Consider the following 20,532-nt stretch of genomic DNA (forward strand, 5'->3'; position numbering starts at 1 on the left):
ACGCGCATCCGCAGCGCCTGCTGTTGCAACAATGATAACTAAGGGTAAAGATTGGTAAACAAACTTTAATCAAGCGCTTGCGCTGCCTATTATCGGGATTATTTTGTGATGGCTTGATAAGAGAGAGCATTATGGACCGCATTGTCGTCTCATCTTCTTCGCGCGACTCGCTGCTCAGCACGCATAAAGTCCTGCGCAACACCTATTTCCTGTTATCCCTGACGCTGGCCTTCTCAGCCCTGACCGCAACCGCCAGCACGATGCTGGGTCTGCCGGCTCCGGGTTTGCTGCTGATGCTGGTCGGTTTCTATGGCCTGATGTTCCTGACCCATAAACTTGCCAACAGCCCGGCGGGCATTCTGGCGGCGTTCGCGCTGACCGGTTTCATGGGATACGCCCTTGGCCCAATCCTCAGCTCGTTCCTGAACGCCGGCGCGGGCGACCTGATCATGCTGGCGCTGGGCGGTACCGCAGCCGTCTTCTTCTGCTGCTCGGCGTACGTGCTGACCACCCGTAAAGACATGTCGTTCCTGTCCGGCATGATGATGGCCGGTTTTGTGGTACTGCTGGTGGCGGTGATCGCCAACCTGTTCCTGCAGATCCCTGCCCTGCATCTGGCTATCAGTGCGCTGTTCATCCTGTTCTCCGCCGGTGCGATCCTGTGGGAAACCAGCAACATCATTCACGGCGGCGAGACCAACTACATTCGCGCCACCGTTAGCCTATACGTGTCGCTCTACAACATGTTCATCAGCCTGTTGAGCATTCTGGGCTTCGCCCGCAGCAACTGATCGCATATAACGCATGCCTTCATGGCCCCGCTCCGGCGGGGCTTTGTTTTTTGCGGCCGAAAAAATTTGCTAAACTGGCGGCCGTTCCGAATTATCCGTTATCGAGGCAGTATGTTGGAGTTTGAAGGTCAGGTTATCGACACTGACGCGCAGGGCTATCTGAAAAACAGCGCCGACTGGCATGAAGGGCTGGCGCCATTGCTGGCGGCACAGGAAGAGATCGTGCTCACCGAAGCACACTGGGAAGTGGTACGCTTCGTGCGCGACTTCTATCAGGAATTTAATACCTCACCGGCTATTCGCATGCTGGTCAAAGCCATGGCGCAGAAATATGGCGAAGAAAAAGGCAACAGTCGCTATCTGTATCGCCTGTTCCCGAAGGGGCCGGCCAAACAAGCCACCAAGATCGCCGGATTGCCGAAACCGGTAAAATGCATCTGACCGCGCCGCCCACAGCGCCGCGGCAGGCGGGCATTCAATAGCGAATGCCAAACCCGGCGTAATCGGCCACGCCCTGCGGCTCCACCAGCACGCGTTCGACGCGCGCGCTGCGCGGGCCGCCCTGTTTCAGCCATTCGACCAGCTTGTCCACCTGCGCCGGTGTGCCGCAGGCCACCACCTCGACGCTGCCATCATCGAGGTTGCGCGCATAGCCGGTCACCCCCAGCGCCTCAGCCTGCCGCTGGGTGGAATAGCGGAACCCGACTCCCTGCACCACGCCATACACATACGCAGCTATGCAAACTTGTGTCATAATCGCCCCTGTTATCTTGTCTAAAGAATAAGTATGTATTCAGTATAGAAACTCAATCAAAAGTTAAAGAGACAAGGAGCCAGAGGACACCAATTTGTCTAATAGAGGCTTGCGTAAAAAGTAGACGGCCGAGTCCCCTCGGCCGGGACAATCGTTCTATTTTTCGGCGGGGAGCCAGTTGGCCCTTTCCCCGTAAAAGAAAGAGTCGATAAATCTGCTTTTGCCACGCAAGCGGATAAATATGATGACCAGAGCGAAAATAATGGCCATTACGCTGAGATAAAAACCTAACGTATCCTTATCGACCATTGCTCCGACAAGCAAAATGGGTAACACATGCCAAAGATAAATAGGCAGAGATACCTGCCCCACTTGAACCACAAGGCCCCCAATTCTCAGCTTCAGGCGTTTACACAAACTCAGCATCAACAACAACAGCGCAGCATTAAATGCAAACCATGAGGCGGCATCCAGCAGTGCCCCGTTCGGTTCATAATACCCTAATATGCCTACGGTCAACGCGATAGCGAACAACGCCAGCGGGTTACCATAAGAATTCTTATCCCCCACCAGGAAACCTAATAAAAAGAAGGAGTAGTAATAATAGAAACGCTTATCACCAATGAATTTCAGCCAGGCATATTGGTTTTCCAGCGCGTCGGCGTAACAGTACCAGACAATAGACAATACGGCGGAAGTGAACAGAAAGAAACCGAGTAAGAAATTACTCTTATAAATGACCATAGTATATAGCACAAATATGATCACTGCTGGGATATACCAAAGATGATAGTAGGGGTAAAGAAACAGACCGATGAGTTGCTTTAAACCTACTTCTTCTGAGGAGTAAAGAGAATAAACACTGTAAACAACGAACGCCAACACATAAGGAATTATCATTCGCCACTGATACTTTTTCAGCACGCTAATCACGCCGCCATCAAGAAAATAACGCCGAACAAAGTAGCCCGTCACCCCTAGAAAAAGCGGCATATGGAAATAATATATTGCCCCACGTAAACCAACATCAGCACTGCCTGGCAATAAATGCCCCACAATGACGAGCAAGATAAGCAACCCTTTCAAAAAATCAAACGATAAGCTTCTTTCTTTAGTCATTTAAGAAAAATCCTAACATCTAAATAATAAACATCAGGTGCTCAATAACAGATTAAGTTAAGATTTTTGTCAATGCGAAAAAACCTAAAACTCACAAAAAACTTACAAATCACTTACAAACCCATCAACCGGAAGATAGGCTTTCCTCCGTGAGGCAAACGGTAGCCTGAAGTCAATTACTATGACCACTAACAAAAAACCATAAAAATCAATTTATTAAAAAAATAACCTTCAATCCACCCACTAAATGATAGGCTCTGCTTGCTCACAAGAAAGCGCACCGTCGACCAGTCGTCGTTAGTTACACTTACCGTCGGGCAACCAAGCGGCAGCGCTATTCCTATTTCGAGTAAAGCCATCTTCTCTATTGACGATTATGTGAGTGGTGTCAATGACTTTTATTTTTCAAGTTATCGAGGGATGATGCAATGTCAGAAAAATCAACCAACTTGCGAACGACTTTCGTTTTAAAACGATCATCATATTCAACCTGAGCATTCTTTACCTTTAATAACCTATCAATCATTCTGTCCGCTTGCTCACCGTCGAATCCAAAATAACGGTTGCCGTAAAATCGCTCGCCGTTAATCAACATAGCACCTGAATTTGGGTTCGCAGTGGGTGGGAATGAAATTTTATAATGCCCAGCCTGAACCGAAATCTTTAACACCCCATCACTTATAGCGTTTTCATCACCACTAAAAACCCACTCGTTAGCTAATACTGTGTTAGTCGTCATAAAAAAAATTAAAAACAAAAAAAATCTCACTGGTGTACTCCCTTTAATTCATATTGTACAAACAATAAGCAACACTCTTAATTAAAATAAAATATAACTACTCAGCCTTATTCCCTATAAAGCATAACGCCTCAGACGAATATCGGCGCCTACAGGTAACGAGGCGTCTTCACACGCTGAACGACGTGCTTTCATCTCTGCCTCGCTATAATACACCTATTTCAGCTGTCATTTCTTCAGTTTGAAGGCTGCGCTTTCTCTCTCTTCGGTGTGACGTCAGCAGAGATAACGCGATACAATCCGAGCCAACGCGGTAGTGAACACCGTAAGATTCAGTTATGATGACGAACTTATTTTGGCAACTCTTCAAACCCGCCAATTAACCCATTGAATAAAAAGTATTTTAACCATGCGCTTACATCTCGCCAAAGGACGTGAAAAGTCCTTACTCCGTCGCCACCCTTGGGTGTTCTCCGGCGCCGTTCAACGCGTTGAGGGTAAAGCCCTCTCCGGTGAAACCATCGATATTCTCGACAGCCAGGGCAAGTGGCTGGCGCGCGGCGCCTATTCGCCAGAGTCGCAGATCCGCGCACGCGTCTGGACCTTTCAGCAAGATGAAGAGATTAACATCGATTTCTTCATTCGCCGCCTGCAGCAAGCGCAAAGCTGGCGTGATTGGGTCGCACAGCGCGACGGTCTGGACGGATACCGCCTGATCGCCGGCGAGTCCGACGGCCTGCCGGGCATCACTATCGATCGCTTCCAGAATTTCCTGGTGCTGCAGCTGCTGTCCGCCGGTGCCGAATACCAGCGCCCGGCCCTGCTTTCCGCCCTGCAGCATTGCTACCCGGAATGTTCGATCTACGATCGCTCCGACGTTGCGGTACGTAAAAAAGAAGGCCTGCCGCTGGCGCAGGGCCCGGTGCTGGGCGATCTGCCACCGGAACTGCTGCCGATCACCGAACACGGCATGAAGCTGCTGGTGGACATTCAGCAGGGACACAAGACCGGTTTCTACCTCGACCAACGCGACAGCCGCCTGGCGGCGCGCAATTACTCCGCCGGCCGCCGGGTGCTGAACTGCTTCTCCTACACCGGCGCCTTCGCCGTTTCCGCTCTGATGGGCGGTTGCGCGCAGGTGATCAGCGTGGATACCTCGCAGGCGGCGCTGGATATCGCCAAACAGAACGTCGAGCTCAACAAGCTGGATCTGAACAAGGCGGAGTTCGTCCGCGATGACGTGTTCCAGCTACTGCGCAACTACCGGGCTCAAGGCGAAAAATTCGATCTGATCATCATGGATCCGCCTAAATTCGTCGAGAACAAGAATCAGCTGGCCAGCGCCTGCCGCGGCTACAAAGACATCAATATGCTGGCGCTGCAGCTGCTGAATCCGGGCGGCATTCTGCTCAGCTTCTCCTGCTCCGGCTTGATGCCGACCGACCTGTTCCAGAAAATTTTGGCCGACGCCGCTGTAGATGCCGGACGTGATGTACAATTTATAGAGCAGTTCCGACAGGCTGCCGATCACCCGGTGATCGCCACATACCCTGAGGGGCTGTATCTGAAAGGATTCGCTTGTCGGGTGATGTAACTTGAAATGCGCTGCCTTGCCCCCATATATGAGCAAGGCATTGTTTCTCAGGAGGTCATCATGATTGCCAGCAAATTCGGTATCGGACAACAGGTTAGGCATAAACTGCTGGGGTATTTAGGCGTCGTGATCGATATCGACCCAGAATACTCTTTAGAACAACCCAAAGCTGACGAAATAGCGGCGAACGATGAACTGCGTTCAGCCCCTTGGTACCACGTGGTGATGGAAGACGAGGAAGGCCAACCGGTACACACCTATCTGGCGGAAGCGCAGCTGGATAGCGAAGCCCTGGAGGCACACCCCGAGCAACCATCGCTGGACGAACTGGCGGAATCCATCCGTCACCAGCTACAGGCGCCACGCTTGCGCAATTGACCGCGCCAAGACCTGAGAAACCCGAGAGGGCCCGGCATCGCGCCTGGCCCTTTTTATTTAGCGCTCCAACCCCAAGCGCGGGATTTCTATTTTCGGGCAGCGATCCATCACTACACGCAACCCGGCCTGTTGCGCCAGCTCTGCCGCCTGATCGTTAATCACCCCTATCTGCAGCCAGAGCGCCCTGGCACCGATTGCTATCGCCTCTTGCGCCACGCCGTAAGCCGCCTCCGAATTGCGAAACACGTCAACCATATCCACCGGCTGTGGGATAGCGGCCAGCGTAGGGTAAACCTGTTGCCCCAGCAGCGTCTGCCCCACCAGTTTTGGGCTAACCGGGATCACCTGATACCCTTGTGCCAACAGATACGCCATCACCCCATAGCTAGGCCGCGATGGGTTATCGCTGGCACCGACCAGCGCGATAGTTTTCACCTGCTGCAACAGCTCGACAATTTCTTGATCTTGCATCTTCAACTCCCGTTTATCACTGCATCACTTTCCATTTCGAGTGTAACCGATCGGCATTCGCTCGGTTAAACGCAATGCGAGGGAAACTTCATTGCAATCTTATGGTCAGAGGCTGTCGCGGTTCAGCTGCGCATGGTCGTGTCTAATCGCGATAAAATATGTAAAAATGTAAACAAAATACCCGATTGAAAAATTTTGACACAACCTATGCCGTGTTCAACACTTAGAGCTACGTCACTTTATAAGGAGATAATGATGAAATTTGGTCTGGTGGTTGCGGCGTTGCTCAGCATCAGTATGCCTGCCGCGGCTACGACCCTGAAACTCTCCCCGGACATCGACCTGCTGGTGGTCGACGGCAAGAAAATGACAGGTTCGTTGTTAAAAGGCGCCGACAGCCTTGAACTGGATGGCGGGCAGCACCAGTTGCTGTTTAAAGTGACCAAAACCGTACGTGCCGGCCAGCATACACAGGCCTATACGTCCCTGCCGCTGGTTGCCACCTTCAATACGCAAAAGATCAGCCAAGTGGCGATTGAACTCCCACGCATCGAGAACGATCGTGATGCGCAACGCTTTGACAGAACGTTAAATTATCTGGTGGTCGATAAAGACGGCAACGCCCTGCCATTCCGGCATGATGTGCTGCATCCCGACAGCGTCACCTTCAATACCGATTTGGAAAAGGTGATGACCGATTACAACCGCCAGAACCGCCCAGCCTCCGTTCCGATCTTTGTTCAGGTGAACGCAGGCAATCCCTCAGCCCTCGCGTTGGCCGGCACGCCGATAAACGCCCCGACGGTGACGTTGAAAGGTGAAAACGTGTCGGAACAAATGCTGCAATACTGGTTTCAACAAGCGGACAAGGAAACCCAAAAGCGCTTCCTGCGCTGGGCCAATAAACAGCCGGTTCGCTGACCCTTCCCGGCGTCTTTCCCCGCAAAGGCGCCTTTTCTTCGCATTTTCAGGCGCAAACGCTAGGCAGTGAAAAACAGTTTCAGTAATCTGTCGCACATCCCCGATTAGCGAAGGACACCGAGATGGAATTGACCACCCGCACTATCGCCGCACGCAAACACATTGCGCTGGTAGCGCACGATCACCGCAAACAGGCCCTGTTGGAGTGGGTAGAAAGCCACAAGACTATTCTGGCGCAGCACCAGTTGTACGCCACCGGCACGACCGGTAATCTGATCCAGCGCGCCAGCGGCATTCCGGTCACCAGCATGCTGAGCGGCCCGATGGGGGGCGATCAGCAGGTTGGCGCACTGATTGCGGAAGGCAAGATAGACATGCTGATCTTCTTCTGGGATCCGCTGAACGCGGTGCCGCACGATCCGGACGTGAAAGCGCTGCTGCGACTGGCGACCGTATGGAATATTCCGGTGGCCACCAACCGCTCGACTGCGGACTTTCTGATCGACTCTCCGCTGTTCAAAAGCGAGGTAGAGATCGCTATCCCCGACTATCAGCGCTACCTGCAAGACCGCCTGAAATAGTCCTCGCGGCCTGGCTACCGCCAGGCCCAAACTTACGGTTTTTTCTGCACCGGGACGCCCAGTTCCCGCAAGTTATCGACAAACACCGAAGGGCGTTCACGATCCTGCAACAGCCATACCTGATGTTTGGCGCGCGTCAACGCGACATACAATAGACGACGCTCTTCGGCATCCGGGAAATCCTCCGGCGGCGGCAGCAGCACCTCTTCCAACACCGACTCGCGCGCCACGGCGGGGAAACCATCACGCCCTTCATGCAAACCGGCGATGATGACGTATTCCGCCTGCTGCCCCTTGCTGGCGTGGATGGTCATAAACTCCAAATCCAGCTTGGGCCAGCGGGTGGCCGCCTTCGCCAGCGCTTCCGGTTTAAGATGGTGGTAACGCGCCAGCACCAGGATCCGCTCATCCGGCTTGGCGTAGCCACTCAGCTTGTCCAGTAAGGGCTCCAACTGCTCGTGCGGCAGGATCGTCACCGACTTTTTATTGCCCTTGCTCAGACTGTTGAGCGGTTTTTTCAGCTGGTGCGGGTTCTGCTGCACGAACCGGTTGGCCACCTCGCCGATACGTTCATTGAAGCGATAAGTGGTGTCCAGCGCGCACTGCGCCCCTTCGCCGAAATGGGTGGCAAAAGCCGTGGTTAACGTCAACTCTGCGCCGCTGAAGCGATAAATCGCCTGCCAGTCATCTCCCACCGCAAACAGGCAGGTCTGCTTGTTTTGCCGACGCAGCGCCGCCAGCAACAGCGCACGCTGCGGCGAGATGTCCTGAAACTCATCGACCAGAATATGTTTCCACGGGCTGACGAAGCGCCCCTTGTCGAGAATGTTGACCGCCTGATGGATAAGGCCGGAGAAGTCCACCGCCCCTTCCTCTTTCAAGGCGCTTTTCCAGGCTTTCAGCAGCGGCGCCATCAGCCGGATGCGTTTCGAAAACAGATCGCGGATGTCTTCATCCGCCTGCTCAATCATTTCCGCCTGGCTGCCGCCGTGCATGCGCATCAGCCCCAGCCAGCGTTCCAAGCGGCCCGCCAGCCGATCCGCGAGGCGTTTATCCTGCCAGAAGTCGCCTTCCGGCACTTCCCATTCCAGCTCGTCGGTCAACCATTGACGCCATCCCTTGGCCTGGGCTTTCTTCTCAGCGCACTGTTGGCGCCAATGGGTAATCAGCAACGCTTTGCGCGCGTTGGCATCGGTTTCCAACCGGCTGATGGCCGGGGCTTTACGGCTACCCTGTTGAATGATCTGCAGCGCCAATGCATGGAATGTCTTGGCCTGAATACCGACATCGCCCAAACGCGCTTTGATGCGGTCATTCATCTCCCCCGCAGCTTGACGACCGAACGCCAACAGCAAGATTTGACCCGGCTCCGCCTCCTGACGGCGCAGCAGCCAACCGGCGCGCGCCACCAGCACCGACGTCTTGCCGCTGCCGGCCCCCGCCAATACCAGGACGGAATCTTCGCCGTTGACGACCGCACGGCTCTGGGAGTCATTGAGCGGTGAGCTCTCGACGGTCTGGAAGAAGTCGTGATGTTGCTCCAGCATGCGATCGGTCCATTGCCGGTTGCGTTGTTCAACGCTGCGGTGCCCTTGCTGCAGCCATTGCAGACACAGATGGTAATCAGCCCGGCAGTTATCGAATTCCTCCAGGCGCGCCACCGGCATCGGCAGCGCGGAGAAAGCCTCACGGATTTGCTGCTGCAGCTTGCCCAGCTCAGACTTTTTGAACCATTTATCTTGCTGCTCAATGCGCTGAATCTGTGCCACCTGCTGTTGCAAGACGCCGGCACTGACCTCACTCATTTCGGCGCTCCACTGCTGCCACGCCTGCTGCAGATAGTGATAAAAACGCTGCGTTTCCTGCCATTCGGTGCCGTGCAGTCGCACCACTTTCTCGTCCGGCAATTCAAATTCCAGCTCGCCCCAGACGATGCCACGCTTGCACCTGACCTGAATCAGTTGATTGAAGGGGATCAGGTATTCATGTTTTTCCCCGCTCACCTCAACGCCGGCGTGCAGCAACCGCACGCGGTTATAAGGGTGCTGAGCCAGGTGTTTCCCCAGCGATGTCGCTTTAAGTTCCATATCGTCGCGCCATGACTATGTTGAGAGTAAATAACGGATATCTGCCAGTTTACCTGCGATAAGCAGTGGCACTCTAGCGCTAAAAAAAGGGTAGAATAGATTTTGCGTTTTTATCGTGAATACGCCCGCATCGCGGTTTGACCATCATTAGAGCAGAATGTCGTCTATGCGTACTGTACTGAATATTCTTAATTTTGTGTTGGGCGGTTTCTTCACCACGCTAGGCTGGCTCATTGCTACGGTGTTCAGCGTGCTGCTGGTCATCACACTGCCGCTCACCCGCTCCTGCTGGGAAATCACCAAGCTGTCGCTGGTGCCGTTCGGCAACGAGGCGATACACGTCGATGAACTGCACCCGGAAAAAAGCAATGCGCTGCTCTCCGCCGGCGGCTCACTGCTCAACATTATCTGGCTGGTGCTGTTCGGCTGGTGGCTGTGCCTGTCACACATCGCCGCCGGTATCGTGCAATGCGTTTCAATCATCGGCATTCCGGTGGGCATCGCCAATTTCAAAATAGCCGCCATCGCGCTGTGGCCGGTGGGGCGCCGTGTCGTCTCGGTAGAAATGGCTCAGCAAGCACGTATTGAGAATGCTCGCCGCCACTATCATCAGCGTTAATTTTTTCTCCGTTTGAGGAGTTTTTCGTGCGTTCTTTTGCACCCGCAGTACGTCGTTACACCTACAACAGCAATCTGCTGTATCACCTGCGCATCCTTATTGCGCTGATCGGCACCACCGCCGTTCCCTGGTGGCTGGGTATTCCCAAGCTGACCATCCCGCTAACGCTGGGCGTCGTGGCAGCGGCCCTGACCGATTTGGATGACCGCCTGGCCGGCAGGTTACGCAACCTGCTGATCACATTGGTGTGCTTCTTTGTCGCCTCCGCTTCAATCGAGCTGCTGTTCCCCTACCCCTGGTTGTTCGCCCTTGGCTTAACCACGTCGACCTGCGGTTTTATCCTTCTGGGCGCCTTGGGGCAACGTTACGCCACTATCGCCTTCGGTGCGCTGCTGATCGCGGTTTACACCATGCTCGGCACCGCTATGTACGATGCCTGGTATCAGCAACCGCTGCTGCTGGTGATCGGTGCTCTGTGGTACAATCTGCTGACGCTGGCGGGCCACCTGCTGTTCCCTATCCGGCCTCTGCAAGAGAACCTGGCGCGTTGCTACGATCAGTTGGCCAACTATCTGGATGCCAAAGCCAACCTGTTCGATCCCGACGCCGAACGCGACGCCGACCTGCCATGGATGGATGTCGCGATGGCCAACAGCGCGTTGGTCGCGTTGCTTAACCAGACCAAAGCCTCGCTGCTGACGCGACTGAAAGGCGATCGCGGCCAGCGCGGCACCCGCCGCACCTTGCACTATTATTTTGTCGCGCAGGATATCCACGAACGCGCCAGCTCTTCCCACGTTCAGTATCACGCGCTCAGCCGCCAATTCCGTCACAGCGATATTTTATTCCGCTTCCAGCGTTTGCTGAGCATGCAGGCGCGCGCCTGCCGCCAACTGGCACAATCGATCCTGCTGAGGCAAAAATACCAGCACAACCCGCGTTTTGAGCCGGCCTTCAGCCGCATTCAGGAGGCCTTGGCACGCATCGCCGAAACCCAGGGCAATTCAGAGCAAACCAAGGCGCTGGCGCACCTGCTGAAAAACCTGCATGCGATCGATGCGCAGCTGGCCAATATCGAGTCAGAGCAGACGCTGGCCAGCGGGCAGGCGGAAGAGAACAGCCTGGCCGACGATCGCTTAACCGGCTGGAGCGATATTCGGCTGCGCATCAGCCGCCATTTGACGCCGCAGTCGGCCCTGTTCCGCCACGCGATCCGCATGTCGGCGGTGCTGTGCGTGGGTTACGCCTTCATCCAGTTCACCGGCATGCAGCACGGTTACTGGATCCTGTTGACCAGCCTGTTCGTCTGTCAACCGAACTACAACGCTACCCGCCGGCGCCTGGCGCTGCGCATCATCGGCACCCTGGCCGGTATCCTGATCGGCCTGCCAATCCTCTATTTCGTGCCTTCACTGGAAGGGCAGTTGGTGTTGATCGTCATCACCGGTGTCCTGTTCTTCGCTTTTCGCACCGTACAGTATGCCCATGCAACGATGTTCATCACGCTGCTTGTATTGCTGTGCTTTAACCTGTTGGGTGAGGGATTCGAAGTGGCTGCCCCGCGCGTTTACGATACCTTGTTGGGTTGCGCCATCGCCTGGGCGGCGGTCAGCTTTATCTGGCCGGACTGGAAGTTCCGCCAGCTGCCGGCGGTGGTGGATAAAACGCTGAATGCCAACTGCCGTTATCTGGACGCCATTCTGGTGCAATACCACCAGGGTAAGGATAACGGCCTCGCCTACCGCATTGCGCGGCGAGATGCCCACAACAGCGATGCCGAACTGGCTTCAGTCATCTCCAACATGTCCGCCGATCCCAAGGCCGACAAGGAATTGCAGGAAGCCGCCTTCCGCCTGCTCTGCCTAAACCACACTCTCCTGAGTTATATCTCGGCGTTAGGGGCACACCGCGAGCGGCTGAATACCCCTGCCACACTCGATCTGCTCAATGATGCCGTGTGTTACGTGGACGGCGCCTTGCATCAGGAAGAACGGAACAGCCAGCGCATTGCGAAAGCGCTGGAACAGCTGGCGGAGCGCATTCGCAGAGCCGTTCCGGAACCTGAAAGCAAAGAACAGTTGGTCTTGCAGCAGGTGGGATTAATGCTCGAACTGCTGCCGGAGCTCACCGAACTCCACACCCAAATCAATAAGGCAACCTAATTATTCAGGGCCCACTCAATGGGCCCTGAACCACTGGCTCATGCCCATGGCGGCGCATCGCCATCGTATGATCGAACCAGCGCACCAGTTCGTTGCGCAATTCGGTCGGCAATGCCGCCTGATGATAACCGGCTATCGCGCCGCCCAGTGACAGCAGCACGCGCAGACCCAGATTGGTCTGCTGTTGCAGCAGGCGTAGATAGCTGCGTTTAGCGCCATGCAGCCGCAGGTCATAGGCGTTGCGGATCCCCGCTCGCCACAGCAAGCGTTCCATGTTGACATCTATGTTCGGCAACGCCTTCAATCTGCCGTGATCGCCGGCCTTGACCTGCTGCTCTCGGCGCGCTTCCCTGATGGCCTGCCAGGCCAGTCCCACCAGCTCGTTGCGTTCCCGCCACAGCGACTCGTCAACCCAGTAATAACGCAAAGTGATGGGCGCTCCGCGCTTGGAATAGACCATATTGACCATCCCTCTGGCGCGAAAGGTCGGTTCCATGCTCGCCGTAGCTCGCAAGTACAATTCACCTTCCGCTACCACTGCAAACATTACCCCCTCAGCCAGCAGCCCATAGCCGCCAAACTGTGACCGCGTGGTGATGGCGCCCAGCGCTGCGAAGCAATTTTTAGCCTGCGCGATCCTCCGCGTCGACATCCTTTTCATAGCATTTCTCCTTTTTAGGTTCCGGTCGTATTATTTCTCTTATCAATGAAAAGAGTAACGTGAACAACTAATTAGGAAAATACGCACTATCTGCCCGCATGCCAATCACAAAAAACACCGGTACAAAAAATGATCGCAATTATGCGAGCCGCTACGAAAATTTGGGTTGATCTTATCCGAAATCAGGGATACTGTATAAACATACAGTAATACGACGGGCGGGAACTTTATGCGTACTCAATCACTCTACCAACCTCATTTCAGCCATGGCTCTTTTACCGCGAACAGCGTTGCGAAGAACACGAATGTCGGCAAAGAGAATGGCTTGATCAGTGAACTTGTTTACAACGAGCGCCAGCCCGCAGTGGCTCAACTGCTGTTGCCCCTGCTGCAGCAACTGGGCAAGCAGTCTCGCTGGCTGCTGTGGCTGACACCGCAGCAAAAGTTAAGCAAGCAATGGCTACAGCAGTCCGGCCTGCCGGTGGATAAAATGGTGCAGTTGAGCCAAATCAGCCCGGTGAATACGGTTGAGGCAATGGAAAAAGCGCTGCAAACGGGGAACTATAGCGTGGTTCTCGGCTGGTTGCCCGAACTAACGGAGGAGGATCGTCTAAAATTAAGACGTGCGGCAGAATTGGGTAATGCCTACGGGTTTATCATGCGTCCTCAACGTGACATTGACCCGACTCACGGACACTGTTCCACCCTAAAAATTCACTCTTCTTTGTATCATTAAGTAAATTTAGGATTTTTCCCATCATTTTCGCACCCCATAAGCGGAACCTTTGCGGGGGAAGGCAAAAAGCGAGTCCGGCTGCGGTTTGGCAAGCAAAAACGCCCGATGAACCGCCGATTTTTTAAGCTAAGAATGTTAGCAAATATGTACGATTCCGCGTTTTTTTTTAGAGCCTTATCACATCACACTTGTAACTTTCGCGCCACGTTGTAGACTTTACATCGCCAAGGTTGCTCTATAACGTCAGAAAAACTGGCGAGTAACAAACGAGGGCTTAAACCTTGGCGAAGGAATTTAACCAAGGGCTTAAACAGCTTTAAAGCTCATTGCCTATTTGGATGATAACGAGGCGCAAAATGAAAAAGACAGCTATCGCATTAGCAGTGGCACTGGCAGGTTTCGCTACCGTAGCGCAAGCCGCTCCAAAAGATAACACCTGGTACACCGGTGCTAAACTGGGCTGGTCCCAGTATCATGACGTTGGCTTCTACGGCAACGGTTACCAGAACGGTATCGGCAACGGCCCAACCCACAAAGATCAGCTGGGTGCTGGCGCGTTCCTGGGCTACCAGGCAAACCAATACCTGGGCTTCGAACTGGGCTATGATTGGCTCGGCCGCATGCCTTACAAAGGCAGCGTGAACAACGGTGCTTTCAAAGCACAGGGCGTTCAACTGGCTGCTAAACTGAGCTACCCAATTGCTGACGATCTGGACATCTACACTCGTCTGGGTGGTATGGTATGGCGTGCAGATTCCAAAGCTAACTACGGCAACGGCACTCGCCTGAGCGACCACGACACCGGCGTTTCTCCGCTGGCTGCTGTTGGTGTTGAATACGCACTGACCAAAAACTGGGCTACTCGCCTGGATTACCAGTTCGTAAGCAACATCGGTGACGCAGGTACCGTTGGCGCGCGTCCAGACAACACCATGCTGAGCCTGGGCGTTTCTTACCGCTTCGGTCAGGATGATGTAGTTGCACCAGCACCAGCTCCGGCTCCGGCTCCAGTTGTTGAAACCAAGCGTTTCACTCTGAAGTCTGACGTGCTGTTCAACTTCAACAAGTCTACTCTGAAAGCAGAAGGCCAGCAGGCTCTGGATCAGCTGTACACCCAGCTGAGCTCCATGGATCCTAAAGACGGTTCTGTAGTGGTTCTGGGTTACACCGACGCCGTTGGTTCTGACCAGTACAACCAGAAACTGTCCGAACAGCGTGCACAGAGCGTTGTTGACTACCTGGTCTCCAAAGGCATCCCGTCAGACAAAATCTCTGCACGTGGTATGGGTGAAGCAGATGCAGTTACTGGCAACACCTGTGGCTACAAATCTGGCCGCGCTACCAAAGCTCAGATCGCTTGCCTGGCACCAGATCGTCGCGTAGAGATCGAAGTTAAAGGTATCAAAGACGTTGTAACTCAGCCTCAGGGCTAAGTTTACTCGCCTAATAAAAAACCCCGCTATGCGGGGTTTTTTTTCGTCCTCTTGTTGCCATAACATTCAAAGCCAAGCACCACAAAGGCGTTCTCACGCACTTACTTGGGATCTTTGCCAAGAATCGCCTTCAAGTCTTCTTTCAACGATGACATCTGGTTCGCATACTTTTCTTTGCGTTCAGCGTCTTCGATAAGCTGCACGACGGTTTCCGACAGCGTGACGCCACGGCGGCGCGCCAAGGCAGCCAATCGTTGCCAAACCAAAAATTCCAGATCGATAGATTTTTTACGCGTATGCTGATGTTCTGCGTTAAAATGTCGTTTACGGCGGGCGCGGATCGTTTGTTTCATCCGGTTATCCAATTCCGGATTCATATGAGCGGCAATCCATGCAAGTACCTTTACCGGCTCATTTTCCAGCTTCAGCAGCTCGTTAACCGCCTCCTGAGCAGCGCTGTTTTCAATGTAGCGGGTAATGAGTTCCCCTTCCCGGTGCTTCTTCACCAGGTACTTCCATTTCCAACCGCTCTCCAGATTTTCCAGTTGCTGATATTTCATCTTGAGCTCTTCAGTGACCGCGTAACTTCAAATAAGCATAACAGCTTTACGCCGAATTTCCCCGGCAATTAAACCGTCTTTTAGACTGTTTTTTGCACAGTCACCGCGCGATGTCAAACTCCCTGATGCCAACTGGCACTCCGCATGTATCAAGCCGCCGTTATTCTTGTATAATCGCCCTTTCCCTTTTTAACGATTGCATCTAACACTTTGACCAATAACCGACTTGAATGGCAATCTTTATTGCCGGACGTAACGCCTTATCAGGCGATATTTGATACCGCCGCTCAGTTGGCACCCGTGCCCTTTTCCGCCATTCAGCCTCGGCTGGAAAATGCCCTGACGCTATTTTGCCACCCTCAATCGCCCCCGCGTTTCATGCTGTTGAAAGCGCAAGAAACGCGAGAGTATCTGGAACTGATCGCTCACGCCGTCAAACCATTGCTGCCGAAAAATACGGCATGCAACGGCAGCCACTATGTCATTCAGGATGGCAAGGTCAGCGTAGAACCGGCCAGCCGTGGCGATGAACCTTTTGCCGCCGGCGGCGCTTGCCTGTTCCAGGACTGGATCGAACCGGAACAGCTGTTTGGCTGCGTACGGATCCACAATGGCGACATTACCCTGCAGCCGGGTCTGGTGCACCAGGCCAACGGCGGCATTCTGATTCTGTCTGCACGTGCGCTGCTGGCTCAGCCGTTATTGTGGCTGCGCCTGAAACAGATGATCGGCCAGCGTCAGTTCCATTGGGTTTCGCCAGACGAAACCCGCCCGCTGCCGGTAGCCATTCCACCGATGCCGCTGGACCTGCGGCTGATCGTGGTCGGTGACCGTCACGGCCTGGCCGATTTTCACGATATCGAGCCGGAACTGAGTGAACAAGCGATCTACGGTGAATTCGAAGACGACCTGCAGCTGACTGAAATTGATGATATGGCGCAGTGGTGCGGCTACGTCAACGGCGTGATTGCCGATCGGCAGTTGCCGATGCTGGCGACCGACGCCTGGCCGCCGCTGATCGTCCTGGCGGTACGTTACAGTGGCGACCAGGGCATCCTGCCACTCTCGCCGGTTTGGCTTGGCCAGCAGTTGTCCGAAGCCGCACTGTATGCCGAAGAGGATCGCATTACGGCCAAAGCGTTCGAAGCGGCGTTAAATGCCCGCGAATGGCGTGAAAGCTATCTGGCCGAGCGTATGCAGGATGAGATCGAGCTGGGTCAGATTCTGATTGAGACCGAGGGTGAAGTGATCGGACAGATCAACGGTCTGTCAGTCCTGGATTATCCCGGCCATCCACGCAGCTTTGGCGAACCGTCACGCATCAGTTGCGTTGTGCATCTTGGCGACGGCGAGTTCACCGACGTCGAGCGCAAAGCCGAACTGGGCGGCAACCTGCACGCTAAAGGCATGATGATCATGCAGGCGTTTCTGATCGCCGAACTGGACCTTGATCAGCAACTGCCCTTCTCCGCTTCCATCGTCTTTGAGCAATCTTATGGTGAAGTGGACGGTGACAGCGCCTCGCTGGCTGAGCTGTGTGCATTGGTCAGCGCCCTGTCACTGCAACCGATCACCCAGCAGATCGCCGTCACCGGCTCCGTCGACCAATTCGGCAACGTACAGCCGATAGGTGGCGTTAACGAAAAAATCGAAGGGTTCTTCGAGGTTTGTGTACGCCGCGGCCTGACGGGTAAACAGGGCGTCGTACTGCCCATGACCAACGTGCGCCACCTGTGCCTGCGTCAGGATGTCGTTGACGCGGTACGCGAGGGGCAATTCCATCTGTGGGCGGTAGAGAGCGCGGCGAACGCCTTGCCTTTGCTCACAGGTTGCCTCTACTCTGACGAACAACAGCCGAATTTGCTGGCGGCCATACAGGAACGGATTGCGCAGGTGAGCCTGCAAGAACGCCGTCGTCCGTGGCCGCTGCGCTGGCTCAACTGGTTCAACCACGGCTGATCGGACTTGTTCAGCGTACACGTGTTAGCTAACCTGCGTCCTTCATTAAAATAAGGCTTACTGAGAACATGGTAGATAAACGCGATTCCTATACGAAAGAAGACCTCGAAGCATCCGGCCGTGGCGAGCTGTTCGGCGCCGGTGGCCCACCGTTGCCGGCAGGTAACATGTTGATGATGGACCGCGTGGTCAAGATGACTGAAGACGGCGGGACTCACAACAAAGGTTATGTGGAAGCGGAGCTGGATATTAATCCGGACCTATGGTTCTTCGGTTGCCACTTTATCGGCGATCCGGTCATGCCAGGCTGCCTGGGTCTGGATGCGATGTGGCAGTTGGTCGGTTTCTACCTCGGTTGGCTGGGTGGCGAAGGCAAAGGCCGCGCGCTGGGCGTCGGTGAAGTCAAGTTTACCGGCCAGGTGCTGCCAACCGCGAAGAAAGTGACCTACCGCATTAACTTCAAACGCGTCATCACCCGCAAGCTGATCATGGGCGTCGCCGATGGCGAAGTGCTGGTTGACGGTGAAGTGATCTATACCGCCACCGACCTGAAAGTGGGCTTGTTCAAGGATACCACAGCGTTCTAATCACGCTGACGGGAAGGCGGCCACCGTCTTCTTTTCCAACGTTCGGCGCATGCCGTCACGCTATCGTGGCGGCATTTCTTTGTCTTATCGTTTAAAGACCATTCATCACCTTTAATCGCCCGCTGTCGCAACGCCTTTTCCCTCCTTTCTTGCCCTATGCTTATCCGAAACGGCCAAAGCTACAGGCTCGTTGAGCGAAGCCTCCTCCCTGCAGCCAGCTATCGACGCGATAGCGGTTTTTTGCATCCGGTTATTTTCTTGCCCCTCAAAATCACCTAGTATAGTCACCCATGTAACTACAATAAATGTATCTACAAAGAGGCGATATGCAAAAAACTCGCTTTAGCGATGCACCTTGCCCCGTCGCGCGTTCATTAGATCGCGTCGGAGAATGGTGGAGCATCCTGATCCTGCGTGATGCCTTTCAGGGGTTATCCAAATTCGACGAATTCCAACAAAGTCTGGGGATGTCACCGACGCTCCTGGCCCGACGCCTGAAGGATTTAGTGGCCCACGGCATTCTGCATAAGCAACGTTATCAAACGCGGCCGGTCCGCTATCAGTATCTGCTCACCGAACGCGGCAACGATTTTCTCCCCGTGCTGGCCGCTCTCTCACAATGGGGCAATCGTCATTTGATCGACGGTGACATTAGCGCCTTGTTAGTCGACGGCCGCACCGATCGGCCGATCCAGGTCCAGTTGGTCAATGTCGATACCCAACAGCAGGTGCCGCCGCAGTTTGTCACATTGGCACCAGGGCCTGCGGCAAATGACGGCATACGTCAACGCGCCGAACTGATGCGGCAGCGGCGCCTCGCCGATTTATCCGAACTTACCAAGGAGCAGTCATGAGCAATCGTCGTATCGTTATTACCGGCATGGGCGCCGTTTCACCGTTAGGCTGCGGCGTGGAGAGCATCTGGCAACGTTTATTAAAAGGAGAGTCCGGCATTCGGGCTTTACCTGACGAGATCGTTGCAGATTTGCCGGTCAAGGTCGGAGGCCAGGTCCCGGAGCTGGCGCAAGATGCTGAAGCGGGATTCAACCCCGACGCTTCCGTCGCCCCCAAGGATCAAAAGAAAATGGATCGCTTTATCCTGTTTGCCATGGCAGCGGCGGATGAAGCCGTTCGTCAGGCCGGCTGGATAGCCGATACCGAGGAAAAGCAAGAGCGCACCGCCACCGTCATCGCCTCGGGTATTGGCGGCTTCCCGGCGATTGCCCAGGCGGTACGCACCACCGACAGCCGCGGTGCCAAACGCCTGTCGCCATTCACCATTCCCTCTTTCCTGGTCAATCTGGCGGCCGGTCACGTTTCCATCAAGCATCACTTCAAAGGCCCGATTGGCGCACCGGTCACCGCCTGTGCGGCCGGCGTGCAGGCCATCGGCGACGCAGTGCGACTGCTCCGCAATGATGAGGCCGATATCGCGCTATGCGGCGGTACCGAAGCCGCTATCGACACCGTAAGCCTGGGCGGATTCGCCGCCGCACGCGCCATGTCCACCGCACCGGCCGAGTTGGCGCGGCAGGCCTCTCGGCCTTTCGACAGCGCCCGGAACGGATTTGTCATGGGGGAAGGCGCCGGCATGCTGGTGATTGAAACGCTGGAGCATGCGCAGGCGCGCGGCGCCACGCCGCTCGCGGAAATCGTCGGCTATGGCACCAGCGCCGACGCCTACCACATGACATCCGGTGCTGAAGACGGCAACGGCGCCTATCGGGCGATGAAAATTGCGTTGAAGCAGGCGAACGTCGCCCCCGAGGAAGTTCAGCATTTAAACGCGCACGCGACTTCGACACCCGTAGGCGATTTAGGTGAAATCAATGCCATCAAGCACCTGTTTGGCACCGCCGGGACTGTCGCCGTGACCTCGACGAAATCAGCGACCGGGCACCTGCTGGGCGCCGCAGGCGGTTTGGAAACCATCTTTACCGCTTTGGCTCTGCGCGATCAGATAGCCCCTGCAACGCTAAATCTGGATAACCCCGATCCGGCGGCAGCAGGCTTGCATCTGGTCGCGAAACAGGCGGAATCGATGAATATGACCTACGCCTTATCAAACGGCTTCGGCTTTGGCGGCGTGAATGCGAGTATTTTGTTGAAACGCTGGCAGGATAAATAAACGCCTGAAACAAAAACCTCCGCCAAAGGCGGAGGTTATTCCTTTTATTTGACAGGGAGCCGCTTAAGCGGTCACAGCCCTGTCTTCCATGGCTTCTCGCCAACCTCCCAGCCATTGAGACCGGGCGTCCACCGATGATTGGTAGGGACAATGTTCCCTGGAACGCCCTAAAATACCTGCCTGATACCCTCTCGAATGCGCCCTTTCCAGACGATCGCGTTTCTGTCTCTTCATGCCTCGTTTCCCTCATTT

Annotated in this window: 22 protein-coding genes; 14 read left to right on the forward strand and 8 right to left on the reverse strand. The window is 54.8% G+C overall.

Going from position 1 to position 20,532, the window contains the following annotated elements; translation table 11 throughout:
- The first annotated feature begins 131 nt into the window (after nt 1-131).
- Together yccA and tusE are read left to right on the forward strand one after the other, a co-directional pair.
- Nucleotides 132-791, forward strand: coding sequence for an FtsH protease modulator YccA (yccA, locus tag ACUTSC_RS06125; RefSeq protein ID WP_004928091.1), 660 nt, complete (start codon nt 132-134; stop codon nt 789-791).
- Between the two features lie 111 nt (nt 792-902).
- Nucleotides 903-1,232 carry a sulfurtransferase TusE gene (tusE, locus tag ACUTSC_RS06130; RefSeq protein WP_004928095.1) on the forward strand — a complete coding sequence of 110 codons (330 nt, stop codon included), beginning with the start codon at nt 903-905 and terminating at the stop codon, nt 1,230-1,232.
- A gap of 34 nt (nt 1,233-1,266) precedes the next feature.
- On the opposite strand, the gene yccX is transcribed toward tusE, so the two are convergent.
- The 3 genes from yccX to ACUTSC_RS06145 form a co-directional block, all read right to left on the reverse strand.
- Nucleotides 1,267-1,545, reverse strand: coding sequence for an acylphosphatase (gene yccX, locus ACUTSC_RS06135; RefSeq protein ID WP_197768621.1), 279 nt, complete (start codon nt 1,543-1,545; stop codon nt 1,267-1,269).
- A 156-nt stretch (nt 1,546-1,701) separates the two neighbouring features.
- Complete coding sequence (locus tag ACUTSC_RS06140) at nt 1,702-2,664, reverse strand: acyltransferase family protein (RefSeq protein ID WP_197768620.1); 963 nt, start codon at nt 2,662-2,664, stop codon at nt 1,702-1,704.
- Between the two features lie 388 nt (nt 2,665-3,052).
- Nucleotides 3,053-3,433: a hypothetical protein gene (locus ACUTSC_RS06145; protein WP_197768619.1), complete on the reverse strand. Its 381-nt coding sequence runs from the start codon at nt 3,431-3,433 to the stop codon at nt 3,053-3,055.
- 379 nt (nt 3,434-3,812) lie between these two features.
- On the opposite strand from ACUTSC_RS06145, the gene rlmI reads away from it, so the two are divergent.
- Together rlmI and hspQ are read left to right on the forward strand one after the other, a co-directional pair.
- A complete protein-coding gene (rlmI, locus tag ACUTSC_RS06150; protein WP_171453725.1) occupies nt 3,813-4,997 on the forward strand; it encodes a 23S rRNA (cytosine(1962)-C(5))-methyltransferase RlmI in 1,185 nt (394 codons plus the stop codon).
- A 60-nt stretch (nt 4,998-5,057) separates the two neighbouring features.
- Nucleotides 5,058-5,375: a heat shock protein HspQ gene (gene hspQ, locus ACUTSC_RS06155; protein WP_197768618.1), complete on the forward strand. Its 318-nt coding sequence runs from the start codon at nt 5,058-5,060 to the stop codon at nt 5,373-5,375.
- Between the two features lie 57 nt (nt 5,376-5,432).
- Here the strand turns inward: hspQ and ACUTSC_RS06160 are convergent, their stop codons facing one another.
- Nucleotides 5,433-5,846, reverse strand: coding sequence for a CoA-binding protein (locus ACUTSC_RS06160; protein WP_197768617.1), 414 nt, complete (start codon nt 5,844-5,846; stop codon nt 5,433-5,435).
- Nucleotides 5,847-6,101: 255 nt separating this feature from the next.
- Here ACUTSC_RS06160 and ACUTSC_RS06165 point away from each other — a divergent pair, with 255 nt between their 5' ends.
- On the forward strand, nt 6,102-6,767 hold the full coding sequence (locus ACUTSC_RS06165; protein ID WP_197768689.1) for a DUF2057 family protein: 666 nt from the start codon (nt 6,102-6,104) through the stop codon (nt 6,765-6,767).
- 122 nt (nt 6,768-6,889) lie between these two features.
- The gene (locus ACUTSC_RS06170) at nt 6,890-7,348 is read left to right on the forward strand and encodes a methylglyoxal synthase (protein ID WP_015377363.1); all 459 of its coding nucleotides are present in this window, start codon (nt 6,890-6,892) and stop codon (nt 7,346-7,348) included.
- Nucleotides 7,349-7,380: 32 nt separating this feature from the next.
- Here the strand turns inward: ACUTSC_RS06170 and helD are convergent, their stop codons facing one another.
- The gene (helD, locus tag ACUTSC_RS06175) at nt 7,381-9,435 is read right to left on the reverse strand and encodes a DNA helicase IV (RefSeq protein WP_197768616.1); all 2,055 of its coding nucleotides are present in this window, start codon (nt 9,433-9,435) and stop codon (nt 7,381-7,383) included.
- Between the two features lie 166 nt (nt 9,436-9,601).
- Between helD and ACUTSC_RS06180 the strand changes: the two genes are divergently transcribed.
- Nucleotides 9,602-10,054, forward strand: a complete 453-nt coding sequence (locus ACUTSC_RS06180; RefSeq protein ID WP_197768615.1) for a YccF domain-containing protein — start codon at nt 9,602-9,604, stop codon at nt 10,052-10,054.
- 26 nt (nt 10,055-10,080) lie between these two features.
- Nucleotides 10,081-12,216 carry a YccS family putative transporter gene (gene yccS / locus ACUTSC_RS06185; protein ID WP_107227733.1) on the forward strand — a complete coding sequence of 712 codons (2,136 nt, stop codon included), beginning with the start codon at nt 10,081-10,083 and terminating at the stop codon, nt 12,214-12,216.
- Nucleotides 12,217-12,220: 4 nt separating this feature from the next.
- Here the strand turns inward: yccS and ACUTSC_RS06190 are convergent, their stop codons facing one another.
- Nucleotides 12,221-12,877: a TfoX/Sxy family protein gene (locus tag ACUTSC_RS06190; RefSeq protein ID WP_197768614.1), complete on the reverse strand. Its 657-nt coding sequence runs from the start codon at nt 12,875-12,877 to the stop codon at nt 12,221-12,223.
- Between the two features lie 229 nt (nt 12,878-13,106).
- Between ACUTSC_RS06190 and sulA the strand changes: the two genes are divergently transcribed.
- Together sulA and ompA are read left to right on the forward strand one after the other, a co-directional pair.
- Nucleotides 13,107-13,613 (forward strand): SOS-induced cell division inhibitor SulA, encoded by a 507-nt coding sequence (sulA, locus tag ACUTSC_RS06195; RefSeq protein WP_047727899.1) that lies wholly within the window; start codon nt 13,107-13,109, stop codon nt 13,611-13,613.
- Between the two features lie 356 nt (nt 13,614-13,969).
- Nucleotides 13,970-15,046 (forward strand): porin OmpA, encoded by a 1,077-nt coding sequence (gene ompA / locus ACUTSC_RS06200; RefSeq protein ID WP_197768613.1) that lies wholly within the window; start codon nt 13,970-13,972, stop codon nt 15,044-15,046.
- A 101-nt stretch (nt 15,047-15,147) separates the two neighbouring features.
- Here ompA and matP read toward each other — a convergent pair whose 3' ends face one another.
- Nucleotides 15,148-15,606: a macrodomain Ter protein MatP gene (gene matP / locus ACUTSC_RS06205; protein ID WP_004928138.1), complete on the reverse strand. Its 459-nt coding sequence runs from the start codon at nt 15,604-15,606 to the stop codon at nt 15,148-15,150.
- A gap of 210 nt (nt 15,607-15,816) precedes the next feature.
- Here matP and ACUTSC_RS06210 point away from each other — a divergent pair, with 210 nt between their 5' ends.
- From ACUTSC_RS06210 to fabF, 4 genes are all read left to right on the forward strand, one after another.
- Nucleotides 15,817-17,565, forward strand: coding sequence for an AAA family ATPase (locus tag ACUTSC_RS06210; RefSeq protein WP_197768612.1), 1,749 nt, complete (start codon nt 15,817-15,819; stop codon nt 17,563-17,565).
- A gap of 68 nt (nt 17,566-17,633) precedes the next feature.
- Complete coding sequence (fabA, locus tag ACUTSC_RS06215) at nt 17,634-18,152, forward strand: bifunctional 3-hydroxydecanoyl-ACP dehydratase/trans-2-decenoyl-ACP isomerase (protein ID WP_004928144.1); 519 nt, start codon at nt 17,634-17,636, stop codon at nt 18,150-18,152.
- 326 nt (nt 18,153-18,478) lie between these two features.
- On the forward strand, nt 18,479-19,006 hold the full coding sequence (locus ACUTSC_RS06220) for a winged helix-turn-helix transcriptional regulator (protein ID WP_197768611.1): 528 nt from the start codon (nt 18,479-18,481) through the stop codon (nt 19,004-19,006).
- Nucleotides 19,003-20,280, forward strand: coding sequence for a beta-ketoacyl-ACP synthase II (gene fabF / locus ACUTSC_RS06225; protein ID WP_197768610.1), 1,278 nt, complete (start codon nt 19,003-19,005; stop codon nt 20,278-20,280). Before ACUTSC_RS06220 ends, fabF begins: the two co-directional genes overlap by 4 nt.
- A gap of 63 nt (nt 20,281-20,343) precedes the next feature.
- Here the strand turns inward: fabF and rmf are convergent, their stop codons facing one another.
- Nucleotides 20,344-20,514 carry a ribosome modulation factor gene (rmf, locus tag ACUTSC_RS06230; RefSeq protein ID WP_004928150.1) on the reverse strand — a complete coding sequence of 57 codons (171 nt, stop codon included), beginning with the start codon at nt 20,512-20,514 and terminating at the stop codon, nt 20,344-20,346.
- Between the last annotated feature and the right edge of the window lie 18 nt (nt 20,515-20,532).

It is taken from the genome of Serratia sp. TSA_105.2 (assembly GCF_052692115.1).